General features: G+C 60.8%; 11 protein-coding genes. 4 read left to right on the forward strand and 7 right to left on the reverse strand.

Going from position 1 to position 12,411, the window contains the following annotated elements; translation table 11 throughout:
• Nucleotides 1-184 precede the first annotated feature (184 nt).
• Complete coding sequence (locus H535_RS0113225) at nt 185-1,063, forward strand: helix-turn-helix domain-containing protein (protein WP_245580306.1); 879 nt, start codon at nt 185-187, stop codon at nt 1,061-1,063.
• A 25-nt stretch (nt 1,064-1,088) separates the two neighbouring features.
• On the opposite strand, the gene H535_RS0113230 is transcribed toward H535_RS0113225, so the two are convergent.
• Nucleotides 1,089-1,988, reverse strand: coding sequence for an SDR family oxidoreductase (locus tag H535_RS0113230; RefSeq protein WP_026819929.1), 900 nt, complete (start codon nt 1,986-1,988; stop codon nt 1,089-1,091).
• 705 nt (nt 1,989-2,693) lie between these two features.
• Between H535_RS0113230 and H535_RS0113235 the strand changes: the two genes are divergently transcribed.
• Nucleotides 2,694-3,980 carry an aminotransferase-like domain-containing protein gene (locus tag H535_RS0113235; protein WP_026819930.1) on the forward strand — a complete coding sequence of 429 codons (1,287 nt, stop codon included), beginning with the start codon at nt 2,694-2,696 and terminating at the stop codon, nt 3,978-3,980.
• A gap of 73 nt (nt 3,981-4,053) precedes the next feature.
• Here the strand turns inward: H535_RS0113235 and hisC are convergent, their stop codons facing one another.
• Nucleotides 4,054-5,187: a histidinol-phosphate transaminase gene (gene hisC / locus H535_RS0113240; RefSeq protein ID WP_026819931.1), complete on the reverse strand. Its 1,134-nt coding sequence runs from the start codon at nt 5,185-5,187 to the stop codon at nt 4,054-4,056.
• Nucleotides 5,188-5,284: 97 nt separating this feature from the next.
• Between hisC and H535_RS0113245 the strand changes: the two genes are divergently transcribed.
• On the forward strand, nt 5,285-5,692 hold the full coding sequence (locus H535_RS0113245) for a phage holin family protein (RefSeq protein WP_026819932.1): 408 nt from the start codon (nt 5,285-5,287) through the stop codon (nt 5,690-5,692).
• A gap of 9 nt (nt 5,693-5,701) precedes the next feature.
• Here the strand turns inward: H535_RS0113245 and H535_RS0113250 are convergent, their stop codons facing one another.
• The gene (locus H535_RS0113250; protein ID WP_026819933.1) at nt 5,702-7,060 is read right to left on the reverse strand and encodes a PGAP1-like alpha/beta domain-containing protein; all 1,359 of its coding nucleotides are present in this window, start codon (nt 7,058-7,060) and stop codon (nt 5,702-5,704) included.
• A gap of 3 nt (nt 7,061-7,063) precedes the next feature.
• On the reverse strand, nt 7,064-7,348 hold the full coding sequence (locus tag H535_RS25360) for a hypothetical protein (protein ID WP_035769554.1): 285 nt from the start codon (nt 7,346-7,348) through the stop codon (nt 7,064-7,066).
• Nucleotides 7,349-7,591: 243 nt separating this feature from the next.
• Here H535_RS25360 and purB point away from each other — a divergent pair, with 243 nt between their 5' ends.
• Entirely contained in the window at nt 7,592-9,013 is a 1,422-nt protein-coding gene (gene purB / locus H535_RS0113260) for an adenylosuccinate lyase (RefSeq protein ID WP_026819934.1), read from the forward strand.
• Between the two features lie 63 nt (nt 9,014-9,076).
• Here the strand turns inward: purB and H535_RS0113265 are convergent, their stop codons facing one another.
• The 3 genes from H535_RS0113265 to H535_RS0113275 are packed head-to-tail and all read right to left on the reverse strand — an operon-like array spanning nt 9,077 to nt 12,309.
• Complete coding sequence (locus H535_RS0113265) at nt 9,077-9,970, reverse strand: carbohydrate ABC transporter permease (protein WP_026819935.1); 894 nt, start codon at nt 9,968-9,970, stop codon at nt 9,077-9,079.
• Between the two features lie 3 nt (nt 9,971-9,973).
• Nucleotides 9,974-10,909 (reverse strand): carbohydrate ABC transporter permease, encoded by a 936-nt coding sequence (locus tag H535_RS0113270; RefSeq protein ID WP_026819936.1) that lies wholly within the window; start codon nt 10,907-10,909, stop codon nt 9,974-9,976.
• The gene (locus tag H535_RS0113275) at nt 10,909-12,309 is read right to left on the reverse strand and encodes an ABC transporter substrate-binding protein (protein ID WP_245580307.1); all 1,401 of its coding nucleotides are present in this window, start codon (nt 12,307-12,309) and stop codon (nt 10,909-10,911) included. Before H535_RS0113275 ends, H535_RS0113270 begins: the two co-directional genes overlap by 1 nt.
• Nucleotides 12,310-12,411: the final 102 nt, after the last annotated feature.

Below are 12,411 nucleotides of genomic sequence, written 5' to 3' on the forward strand. Positions count from 1 at the left end.
CCGGCTATTGGGATGCTCTCCCGATCACGACACATTGCCAGTAGTGTGACTTTGAGGATGTGCCTTGAAACTAATAGGGAGGGAAGTGCTCGTGCTGGGGGAGGTATCTTACGAGCTGTACCAGTTCGCCGTCGCTCAGCCAGGGTGGTCCAAAGAGGATGCCTCAGATGCTCTAGGTTACTCCATGCGGGAGCTGAATGAAGCAATCTCCGAGCTTGTCGACAAGCGTCTGCTTCGAAAGCCAAGCGAAGAATCGGATTTGTACGTAGCAATGTCTCCCGACGTGGCACTGTCGGAACTTGTCGACGACGACGAGCGACACCTTCAGGAACTGCGCGGCTCCATAACGAAACGCCGAAGGGACTTCTCCAGCCTTGTTCCAGTCTATTTGGACGCCCGGCGAAAATTGGCTCTGGAGAGTTCGGTTGAAGTACTTGAAGACCCGGTTCAGATCCAGCGGCTGATCATCGACTACGGACGTGATGTCACAGAGCAGGTACTGATCGCACAACCAGGTCCAGGATACAATGCGGACGTTCACGAGGAGGGGATCAAAAAGGACCTCACCCTTCTTGCGAACGGCGTTGTGCGTAAGAACATCAGTCACGACACAACCCGCGACCACGTGCCGACACGAAGGGCAGTCGAAGCACTGACACCGGCGGGTGGACAATACCGTACGCTCCCACAGATCCCCCTTCGGCTCATGATCTTTGACCAAAACCTCGTAGTCGCCTCACGGCAATTGGGCAACGACTTAGCCGCCTTGGTGATTCGTGACGTGAATTTGATCAGAGTGTTTACCGATATCTACAACGCTGCATGGGATGTAGCTACGCCGTTTCTCCCGGAAGAGAACATGCCTTCGCCGTCGAAATTGAACAATGTCCAGCAGGCAATCCTCAAGGGGCTTGCCGCCGGACATGGCGACGAGGCAATCGCCCGGCGGTTGGATATTAACGTCCGGACGTGCCGCCGGCATATCGCCTGGATGCTCGAGGAATTGGGCGCCGGCAGCCGCTTTCAAGCAGCAATTAAAGCACGCGAAGCCGGCTGGATCTGACCAGGCCGTCCGGACGCCGCAAAACCTATGGGGTCGGCTGCCCGCCGTTGACGTTCAGCGTTTCCCCCGCGACGTAACTGGATTCGGAAGACGCCAGGAACACGTATGCGGGACCCAGCTCAGTCGGCTGCCCCGCACGGCCCAATGGTGTCGACTTACCGAAGTGCGGAAGTTTTTCCTTCGGCTGCCCCTCGGAAACCTGCAACGGGGTCCAGAAGGGCCCCGGGGCCACGCTGTTGACCCGGATGCCGCGCGGGGCAAGCTGCTGAGCCAAGCCTTTGCTGAAGGTGTTGATGGCGGCCTTGGTCGTTGCGTAGTCAATCTTGTCCGGTGAGGGATTGTATGCCTGAACGGATGTTGAGTTGATGATGCTGGACCCGGCCTCCATATACGGAAGGGCTGATTTTGTTATCCAGAACATGGCGTAGATATTTGTTTTCATGGTCTGGTCGAACTGGTCGTCGGACAGGTCCTCCAGCCGCTCGCAGCTGATCTGCTTTCCGGCATTATTGACCAGAATGTCCAGTCCGCCGAGCCCTTCCGCCGCTCTGGCCACCATGTCTTTCGCCTTTGAGGCATCGGAAATATCGCCAGGGACAGCAACTGCGTTCCCGCCGCTCTCTTCAATTATCCGGACGATGTCGCGCGCATCTTTCTCTTCGGCCGGCAGGTAGGACAGGGCGACGTCGGCCCCCTCCCTGGCGAACGAGATGGCAACCGCCGCACCGATCCCCGAGTCGGCGCCGGTAATAAGTGCACGCCGGCCCTTCAGCCGACCGGTGCCGCGATACGAATCCTGGCCGCGGTCAGTATGTGGAGTGAGCCACTCGTCCAGTCCCGGCTCCGGCTGGTCCTGGTCTTCAGGAGGGCTGATACTGGGGAACCGCTTCACCGGATCCTGGAACGTGTATTGATCCTCAGCCATCTTCGTCTCCCATCAGTGATCCTGAGTTCCGCAAAAGTCACCGCATTGCAAAGTATGCTTATTAAGTTACCGGCAGAGACTCGTATCCTTCAAGACTCAGGGGTGAGCGCCCGTTCGGTACCACTTTTCCGCATAGCTACAAGCCGCCACGCCGCGTTCAGCTGATTCACAGCATTTATTCATTGTCTTCGTGACCAGAGCGTTATATGGTGATAACAAGGTCAAGCAGTGGCCGCGAGGGTCTACAGCGGCTTTCCATGGACCTGCTTGAACGGGGTTCATGGTTTCCGGAAAGAGGCTAGTTCTCATGACACTTACGCATCATGCCCCGACTACTCACACGGCGCCCCCGCCCCGGAAGCCGACGCGAACGTCGCGCCGCACAGAGAGCGACGAAGTCCGGCCGTGGGCACAACGGGCAAATTACCAGCTGGTCACTACCCCGGCGTGTGCACGTTGCAAGACCGACTCATACATCTATATCGAGGAGTACATTCCTCCGCAGATCAATGATGACGGGGAATTGGTGAAGCTGGGCGAGGCCAGCTACTTCTGTACGCGGTGTGTGGAATATGCTGCACACGCCGTTCCGCCGCTTTGGAAGCCGGAGGGCAATTACTCCGGGTGAGTGCGGATGGAGAGCCAAGCACCGGAACGTAAAGTTCCCGGTGCTTTCTCTTTGTCCCGGGACGTTATCCTTATCTGATGACTTCTCACGAAACAGTTAGCTCAACGGCGATGCCAGCTGAAACCGAAGTGGCCCTGGAACGGGCGTCAGCTTCACATTTCCATGACCATCTTTTGTCAGACCGGGCCGCTAATATCAAACAGTCAGCAGTCCGTGATGTTTTCGATATCTCGATGCAACCCGGCCTGGTGTCGTTGGCCGGCGGCAATCCCTACCTGCAGTCTTTACCCTTGGACCGGCTCGGCGAAACGGCGTCGGAAATCATCTCCGGCCACGGCCTGGAGGCGCTGCAATACGGGGGCGGGCAGGGAACCTTGGAGCTGCGCCGGCAGATCTGCGAAGTGATGGCTGCCGAAAGCATCACCGATGCCCGGCCCGAAAACGTGATTGTCACGGCCGGGTCCCAGTCCGCCCAGGACGTCGCCGCCAAGGTATTCTGCAATCCCGGCGACGTTATCCTCGTCGAGGATCCGACCTACGTGGGAGCCCTGAACACGTTCGAGGCGTACCAAGTGGACGCTCAAGCAGTCATGATGGACGACGACGGCCTCATCCCCGAGGAACTGGAGCGCCGCATTGGTGAGCTCAAGGGTGAAGATAAGACCATCAAGATGCTCTACACCATCCCCAGTTTCAATAACCCCTCCGGCATCACTCTGGCCAGGGAGCGGCGCCAGCGGATTGTGGATATCTGCAAGGCACACGCCATCCTGATTCTTGAGGACAACCCGTACGGACTGCTGCGCTTTGGCGACGATGCCTTCCGCCCGCTGCGCGCTGACAACCCCGACGACGTCATATACACCGGCTCGTTCTCAAAGATCTTCGGCCCGGGACTGCGGATCGGCTGGGCGCTGGTTCCACAGCACCTGCAACGCAAGTTCTACCTGGCCTCAGAGGCTGTCATCCTGTGCCCGCCGACATTGAACCAGATGCTGCTGTCGGCGTATCTGCGCGACTACGACTGGAAGGCACAGATCGACACCTACCGCGAGCTCTACAAAGAGCGCTGTGACGCCATGTTGGACGCTTTGGAGAAATACATGCCCGACGGCGTCAGCTGGACCCGCCCGGCGGGTGGCTTCTTCATCTGGATCACCATGCCCGACGGCGTCGACACCTACCCGTTGCTGCAACAGGCCATCGACGCTGGAGTGGTGTTCATTCCCGGAGCTGCTTTCTCTCCGTCCGATGAGCCCAATCATAATTTGCGACTGGCTTTCAGCGCTGTCTCCAGCGAGGACATCGCCGAAGGAGTCCGTCGTTTGGCACCGGTGCTGCAGGAAGCATTGGCAGCCGACTAAATAGCCCACACAGCAGAGCGGCGGCCGCAGGCATCCGTACCGGCGGCCGCCGCTCTGCGTGCTGCGGCTGCGCTTATCCCTGTTTCGGGAACGCCGGCGGTTTGGGGTAGACCGAACACAGTTCCAGGAACCGGGTGTTGGCCTCCGGCTCTCCGATGCTGACCCGGATGCCCTCATCGCCAAAGGGCCGTACTGCGAGCGCCTGCTCTCCGGCCAGGGCAGCGAATTCCTGGGTATTCTCCCCCAACTGCAACCAGATGAAATTACCCTGTGCCTCCGGGACGAACCATCCGAGCTCCTTCAGCCCGCTGGTGACCCGCTCCCGCTCATTGACCAGGCTTTGCACCCTCTCCTTCACCTGGTCGAAGTTGCGCAACGAGGCAATCGCAGCATGTTCGCCGACCGAGGAGACGCCGAACGGAACGGCGCTGACGCGCAGGTACTGGGTCAATTCCGGGTTCGATATGGAATATCCGACGCGGAGATTCGCCAGGCCGTGGGCCTTGGAGAAGGTCCGCAGGCTAATGACGTTCGGATACTTCTGGTACATTTCGATGCCGTTCACCACGTCGGGGTCCCGGACGAATTCCTGGTACGCCTCGTCGATAATGACGATAACGTCGGAGGGCACCTGGGCGATGAACCATTCGACCTCTGCGGTGGTCAGGCTGGGGCCGGTTGGGTTGTTGGGGGTGCACAGCAGGACGATTTTCGTCTTGTCGGTTACGGCATCGGCCATGGCCTGCAGGTCGTGGGTTCCGTCCTCCTTGACCGGAACCCGGACATCGGCGGCTCCCGAGAGGCCCACGGAAATGGGGTACGCCTCGAAGGAGCGCCACGGGTAGACCACCTCGTCTGCCGGACCGTCGTCGTTCTGGCCCGCGAAGGTGGCCAGTATCTGGTTCAGCGCACCGAGGCTGCCGGTTCCGGTGACAATGTCCTCCATCGGCACGTCCAGGAATTCGGCGAGTTCGGAACGCAGCGCATTGGCCACCGGATCCGGGTAACGGTTCACCGCCGTCGTCTCCGCAATGGCTTCCAAGACAGCCGGGATGGGAGGCAGCGGATTCTCATTGGAGGAAAGCTTGTAGCTCTCCAGTCCGTCGACAGCCACCGGGGGCTTGCCGGCTGCGTAGCGGGGAAGTTTGTCAAGGACGGCGCGGGGATGAACCTCAGCGGCGTTGGCGGGGTTCTGTGTTGAAGTCATGTCCTCAGCTTAAAGGAGGCCGGGCGGCGGAGGGGAATCGGGATGCTTCCAGCCACATGATGGGGCGTGCCCGACGGCGGTGTGTCAGCATAGAGCCATGGGCGCATTTCTGATCCGGGTACTGATCAATGGTGTGGCGTTGTGGATTGCCAGTTGGATCCTGGGCGGCATGACGATTTCCTCCGCCGGAGCAGAAGAGTTGGCCCAAGGCAATGAGACGATCGCCGTGGGGCTTTCCTACTTGTTTGTCGGGCTGATCTTCGGGGTTGTTAACGCCTTGGTGAAACCCATTGTCAGCCTGTTGTCGCTGCCCATCACCATCATCACCCTCGGATTGTTCACCATCGTGATTAATGCGGCGATGCTGATGCTGACCTCGTGGTTGAGTTCGTTCACCCCCATCGGGCTCCAGATCGACGCCTTCTTCTGGACGGCCATATTCGGCGCCATTATCGTCAGCATTGTGTCGCTGATCGCCGGCACGGTGACCGGGACCCGCAAATAAGAGGTTCACTCAGCGCCCCTTGGCCCACGTGTAATCCGGTTTGCCATCCATCCGCTGCTTTCTTTCCGCATCCTGTCCTGTGCGTTGCAGCTTGAATTTATAGGAAGAAACAGAGGCGCCCTTGGGAGCGAAAGCGGCTATTCCCGCGATGACGGGAGCCACGGATGCGTGGTCGCTCGTTTCAAGCTGCTGGGCCTTATTCGCATAATTGAAAACAGCGTGTGTCTTCAACGTCTCGTTGCTCGACGGCTCTGTGAGCGGATCTGTTTGAAACTCCACGGTGACATTGTTCGGGGTGTCCGGGGCGGCGCGGAGGTCCGTCGCAGGGACCGGGTCCAGGCGCTGTTGCAGGTTGAGACCAACTGTGTGATCCGGCAGGGGGTTATTGCCGACGGGAGACCCTGCAGTGACCACATACTTGGGATCGAAGTCGGCCTGGAAGGCCGGACTGGATGCGATATTGCGGGCGTGGATTCCACCTCCGCTATGTCCAACCAGCATCACCGCCGAGCCTGAGGTGGCCCCGGCCTCCTTCAAGGCGTCCGTCACCGCCGCGCTCATATGGGGTGCGCCCCAGAGACCGGCTAAGTTTCCTGCCATGTCAATCGGATTTCCGCTCTTGCGGGAAATCCAGGATTGGGTGCCGGGGATGGTCACCACATACCGGTCCGGCTGCCCGTCCACGGAAATGGCGGAGATTTCGATAGCCCCGTCGACATCCTTCCCGTTCACCGCGTCCAGTTCCCCGGTACGCTGGATCAGCCCCGAGAGGGATCCGTCAAAGTCCTCCACGATACGGTCTCCGTCCTTGGCCGGCAGCAGCGACGGGGAGATCGGGCCGATCTCCAGCACACCGAACTTTGTAATGCCCAGCACCTGGCCGCCCATTGCCAGCCCATCGCCCAGGTGCCACCAGGCATCCGCCTCGGTAACCTGCGGCAGCAGCGTACGGTTTCCCTCCGCGTCGTAACCACGTCTGCGGCTCAACTCGAAGTTCCGCAGTGCCGTCGACTCGGCGGCGGCGTAGCGGTCGAAGGCCTGCTGTACCTTCTCCGCCGTAGCGGCAAACTCCGATTTCTGCCGCAGCACTGCCTGGCAGACATGGGATAACGCCAAGTAGGACCTCGACTCATAAAACGGCAGGCTATAGAATCCGCGCATCCTCTGATGGTCCGCGGTGGCATCCTCCAGGTCCACATAGAGGCGCCCGATTTCGAAGGCGAGCGATTCGAGTTCCTGCGCGCCGCGGAGCAATTCCTGCCACGAGAAGGAGATTCCGCCTTTGCCTCCGGTAACCGTATATCCGCCTGGTTGCGCGGCCGATTCCCAGGAGTGGTTCGGAAATGCCGCTTCGATTCCATCATTCATCCGTCAGCCTCCGGCCGACCGGGAGAGTCCTTCGGCCGCCGCCATCTCGGCCAGCTGGCGCAATGCGGCAACGGCATCCATCGCCGCGTCGTGCAGCTGGCCCACATTCCTGAGGTGCTGCGTCATGCCTTGGCGGAAGGCCTCACCCGCGGGCGACTGCCAATCGATGGCTTGCACTGCCCGGATCTCGTCCGTGAACCCGTTCAAACGGACCGCACAATTCTGCACTCGATCCGCCACTAGCTGGAACTCGTGCCCCGGTCCGCACACCATGGGACTCTGGCTCATGTTTGGCTCCCTCCGTCCTGCGTGACCGCTGCCGGATTCACCCGCCCGCCACCGCCTGGACCTCCCGTCGTCGCACCGGCGCCGCGCAACCGTTGCGCCGGCATTGGCATACACGCTAAGCGCGCTGCGACGGCGCTGCCACACCGTGGGGGGTCGTTGTGGAGAACCTCCGCCGGAGCCGTTGATTGTGGAGGCGAAGTAATGCCGCTGTCAGTGTCGGCGGTTCATGGAAGAATGAAGCCCATGGCCGAAACCGCTGCACAGAACCGCGTCGATTTGAGCACGATCTCCCCGTCCATTCCCCTGGGCCCGTTGGATGGTCGTTACAAGGGAACCGTGGAGCAACTCGTCAACCACCTGTCCGAGGCTGCGCTCAACCGTGAGCGCACGGCCGTGGAGGTCGAGTGGTTCCTGCACCTGAGCGATCATTCGGTGCTGCCCGGCTCCGCGCCGTTGGACGACACCGTGAAGGCGCAGTTGCGGGATCTTGTCGAGTCGTTCGACTCCGGGTCCATCGCCGAACTTGCCGAGATAGAACGGGTCACGGTCCACGATGTTAAAGCCATCGAGTACTTCATCAAACGCCGCCTTCCCGGGCTGGGGCTTTCAGAGGTCGGCGAGCTGGTGCATTTCGGATGCACCAGCGAGGACATTAACAACCTCTCCTATGCGTTGGGCATCAAGGGCGGCGTCGAGCAGGTGTGGCTGCCTGCCGCGCAGCAGCTGGTGGACGGTATCGTTGCCCTGGCCGATGCCACCGGCGAAATCCCGATGTTGTCTCGCACCCACGGGCAGCCGGCCACCCCGACAACGCTGGGCAAGGAACTCGCTGTCACCGCGCACCGGCTGGGCCGACAGCTGCGGCGGATCCGCAATACCGAGTACCTGGGCAAGATCAATGGTGCCACCGGCACCTATGCTGCGCATTACGCGTCCGCGCCGGACGTGGATTGGCAGCACGTGGCACGAACTTTCGTGGAAAACCTCGGGCTCACCTGGAATCCGCTGACCACGCAGATCGAATCCCACGACTGGCAGGCGGAGCTCTACGCCGACATCGCCCGCTTCAACCGGATCCTGCACAACTTCTGCACCGATGTCTGGAGCTACATTTCCATCGGCTATTTCGCCCAGGTGCCGGTGGCCGGGGCAACGGGGTCGTCCACCATGCCGCATAAGGTCAATCCGATCCGGTTCGAGAATGCCGAGGCCAACCTCGAGATTTCCAACTCACTGCTGGACACGCTCGGAGCAACGCTGGTGTCCAGCCGCTGGCAGCGGGACCTGACGGACTCGTCCAGCCAGCGCAATATCGGCGTCGCGTTTGGCCATTCCCTGCTGGCGATCTCCAATGCCACCCGCGGGCTGAGCGCACTCGACGTCGCAAGCGAGGCACTGGCCCACGATCTGGACACCAACTGGGAGGTGCTCGGCGAAGCGATCCAAATGGTGATGCGCGCCGAAGCCGTGGCAGGCACCGAGGGCATGGACGAGCCGTACGAACGGCTCAAGGAGCTCACCCGCGGGCAACGGGTTGATCAGGCACGGATGCAGGAATTTGTCTCATCACTGGGACTTTCGGCTGAGGCCAGGAACCGCCTGATGCATCTGACGCCAAGCACCTACACCGGAATCGCTGCCCGGCTCGTCGAGCACGTGAAGTAGATGGTGCCGACGGGAATGGGCACCCCGGGGCCACGGTGGCAGCTTCGGTTGCAGGGAGCCGGTTTACTTCACCGCGCCCATCGACAGGCCACGGACCAGCTGCTTCTGGGCGATCCATCCGGCGATGACCACCGGCAGGGATGCCAACACCGACGCCGCCGACAGCTTGGCCAGGAACAATCCCTCACTGGTCATGGTGGCGACCAGGAACACCGGCGCGGTCGGCGCCGTGGCGGCAGTGAGGTTCAAGGCGAAGAAGAATTCATTCCAGGCGAAGATCACGCAGATCAGCGCCGTCGCGGCGAGTCCTGGAGCCACCATCGGCATCAGCACGGTGCGCAAGGTTTTGAGCAGTCCGGCACCATCCATCTCCGCAGCCTCCAGCACCTCGGCCGGGACTTCCTGGAAGAACGAGCGCATCATCCACACCGCGATCGGCAGGTTCATCGCCGTATACAACACCACCAGGGTCCAGATGTTGTCCAAGGCTCCGATCTGCCCTGCGATCACATAGATCGGCATGATCACGGCGACGATCGGCAGCATCTTGGTGGAGATAAAGAAGAACAGCACGTCTTTCGTCTTCTTGATCGGGCGAATGCTCAACGCATAGGCGGCCGGGACGCCGAGCACGATCACCAGCAGCGTGGAGACGCCCGTGGCGATCAGCGAGTTGGCGAAGTAGACGCCGGCACCGGAGTCGAGCACCGCCTGGAACTGGTCCAGGGTTGGTTCGAAGAAGAACGACGGCGGGCTGGAGGCGGCAGCCGACTCCTGCTTGAAGGCGGTCAACACCATCCACAACACCGGGGCGAAGAACAACAGTCCGACCACCCAGGTCAGCGCCGTCAGCAGTACCGCGTTCCGGCTTCGTTTCGCTGCCGCCGATGAGGCCCCACGCACCGGTTTCGTTGAGGGTGGCGGTGTTGCCGGCACTGTCTCTACGTTCGTAGCCATTGCTTAGTCCTTTATGTCGAAGCTGCGGAAGAGGAGACGCAGCGCGAAGACCGCGACGATGATGGTTCCGATGACCACGACGACACCCATGGCGGCTGCTTGGCCGATGTCGAAGCCGAGGAACGCGCGCTGGTAGATGTAGAACGGCAGGTTGGCACTGGATGTACCCGGCCCGCCGGCGGTCATCAGGTAGATATGGTCGAAGGTGTTGACCACGTAGATCGCTCCCAGCAGCAGACCAAGTTCAATGTACCGGCGCAGCTGGGGCAGCGTGACCGATGAGAAGGTCTGCCACCACGAGGCGCCGTCCATCTGTGCCGCCTCCAGTACGTCTTTGGGCTGGGCCTGCAGCCCGGCGAGCACCAACAACATCATGAACGGGGTCCACTGCCAGACCAGTGCTATCAGGATTGAGAACACTGGATAGGTCGAAGTCCAGGCAATGGCATCAATACCGACCAGCCCGATCAGCCAATTCACCAGCCCGTAGGTCGGATCGAGCATGGAGACTGCCCACAGCATGGCTCCGGCGACCGGCATGATCAGGAACGGGGTGATCATCAGGGTGCGGATGAATCCCTGCCCCCGGAATTTCCGATCCAGCAACAGCGCGAAGATGATGCCGAGCACCATCGCGGCGACTACGCAGCCTACCGTGATGATGACACTGTTCAGCGCCGCTGTCCGGAAGGTGGAATCGGTAAAGATATTGACGAAGTTTTCCAGGCCGACGAAGATATTCCCGTCGGGATTGAGCAGGTTCCACGAACGCATCGAGTACCAGATCGTGAACAGGAATGGGATCTGGGTAACGATGATGGTGAAGATGACCGCGGGCAGCAGCGGCGCCCGACGGCGCCACCCGTCGACCCTGCTTTGCTGGGCAGCAGTCCTGAGCTTGTGCTGCTTGACGTTATGCCGCTCTACAAGGGTGGCCATCAGTTCTCTCCCGCCTGGTAGGTCTCCGCCACCGTTTCGGCATACTGCTGCGACTGCTCCAGCGCCTCTTCGACGGACTTCTGTCCTGCGATTGCCGCGGATATCTGCTGGGCGACCCGGGTGCCCAGGTCCTGGAACTCCGGAATCCCCACGAATTGGAGTCCCGTGTACGGAACCGGCTTGGTCATTGACGTCTCCTGGGACGCGCCGGCGATGGCAGCCAAGGTCCGGTCCGCGTAGGCACCGGAGACCTTCTCGTATTCGGGTATCTCGTAGGTGGACTTCCGGCTGCCCGGCGGGACCCGCTCCCAGCCCAACTCGTTGCCCACCAGCTTGATGTAGTCCTTGCTGGTCATCCAGGACATGAATTTCCAGGCCGCGTCCTTATGGTCGCTGGTCTTCGGGATGGCCAGCGACCAGCTGTAGAGCCAACCGGCCGATTCGGTCTTCTTGACCGGGGCCAGGGCGTAACCCGTCTTGTCGGCGACCTTGGACGCCTGTGGGTCCTCGACGCTGGAGACCATCGAGGTGGCGTCGTACCACATGGCCGCGTTGCCTTGGCTGTAGCGGGTCAGGCAGTCACCGAAACCACTGGTGGCTGCGCCGGGCTGCCCATAGTTCCGCACCAGATTCACGTAATCGGTCACGGCAGCCTCCACTTGCGGCGAGTCCAATGTGGCATTCCAATCCATATCGAACCAGCGGCCGCCATACGTATTGATGACGGTGTTCAGCGGAGCCAGATTCTCGCCCCAACCGGCAAGTCCGCGCAGGCAGATCCCCGAGACGCCCTGCTTGGGGTTGTGCAGTTTCTTCGCCAACCGCTGGATGTCGTTCCACGTGGGCTCATCGGGCATCGACACCCCGGCCTTCTTGAACAGGTCCTTGCGGTAGGCGAGGAAGGACGATTCACCGTAGAACGGCACCGAATATAGATCCCCCTGGTAGCTGAGGGACTTGCGGATATTGGGCAGGATGTCCTGCGGGTCGTATCCGGGCGTGTTCTCTGCGTAGTCCTGCAGATTGGTGATCCAGTCGTTTTCAGCCCACATGGGTGTCTCATAGTTCGAAATCATCACGACGTCGAACTCCCCGCCACCGGTGGCAACGGAGGCGGTGATCTTCGCACGGGCCTCATTTTCAGGCAACGAAACAAACTGCACATCGATGTTCGGGTACTCGGCCCGGAAATGCTTCTGCAGGGAGATGGCATCCTGCATCTGCGGATTGGATACGATGGCTACAACGATTTGGGTCTTGCCGCTGCCACCGCCGATGGCGCCGGCTCCGGCGCATCCGCTCAGTGCCAGCAGCAGCGCGAACATACCGGCGAGTGCCGTGCGGACTCGCCTGCGGGGCGGCCGCTTGCTGGGTGTCGGGAACGCTCTGCCTCGGAACATTGCTGTCCTCTGCTCAGTTGAGAAACGGGGGCGTGCTCATTTGATATGTGACTCTAGTCATATATGCTCGTTTGAGCAAGAGGGTAGGCTCAAAAGTCTTGA

It is taken from the genome of Arthrobacter castelli DSM 16402, from assembly GCF_000430705.1.
GTDB classification, from domain to species: Bacteria; Actinomycetota; Actinomycetes; order Actinomycetales; family Micrococcaceae; genus Arthrobacter_C; species Arthrobacter_C castelli.

Bases quoted from the DNA above. Each gene is read 5' to 3' on its own strand.
- H535_RS0113270 (WP_026819936.1), bottom strand. From the start codon at position 10,909: ATGGCCACCCTTGTAGAGCGGCATAACGTCAAGCAGCACAAGCTCAGG.
- H535_RS0113275 (WP_245580307.1), bottom strand. From the start codon at position 12,309: ATGTTCCGAGGCAGAGCGTTCCCGACACCCAGCAAGCGGCCGCCCCGC.
- purB (WP_026819934.1), top strand. From the start codon at position 7,592: ATGGCCGAAACCGCTGCACAGAACCGCGTCGATTTGAGCACGATCTCC.
- H535_RS0113265 (WP_026819935.1), bottom strand. From the start codon at position 9,970: ATGGCTACGAACGTAGAGACAGTGCCGGCAACACCGCCACCCTCAACG.
- H535_RS0113250 (WP_026819933.1), bottom strand. From the start codon at position 7,060: ATGAATGATGGAATCGAAGCGGCATTTCCGAACCACTCCTGGGAATCG.
- H535_RS0113235 (WP_026819930.1), top strand. From the start codon at position 2,694: ATGACTTCTCACGAAACAGTTAGCTCAACGGCGATGCCAGCTGAAACC.
- H535_RS0113245 (WP_026819932.1), top strand. From the start codon at position 5,285: ATGGGCGCATTTCTGATCCGGGTACTGATCAATGGTGTGGCGTTGTGG.
- H535_RS0113225 (WP_245580306.1), top strand. From the start codon at position 185: ATGCGGGAGCTGAATGAAGCAATCTCCGAGCTTGTCGACAAGCGTCTG.
- H535_RS0113230 (WP_026819929.1), bottom strand. From the start codon at position 1,988: ATGGCTGAGGATCAATACACGTTCCAGGATCCGGTGAAGCGGTTCCCC.
- hisC (WP_026819931.1), bottom strand. From the start codon at position 5,187: ATGACTTCAACACAGAACCCCGCCAACGCCGCTGAGGTTCATCCCCGC.
- H535_RS25360 (WP_035769554.1), bottom strand. From the start codon at position 7,348: ATGAGCCAGAGTCCCATGGTGTGCGGACCGGGGCACGAGTTCCAGCTA.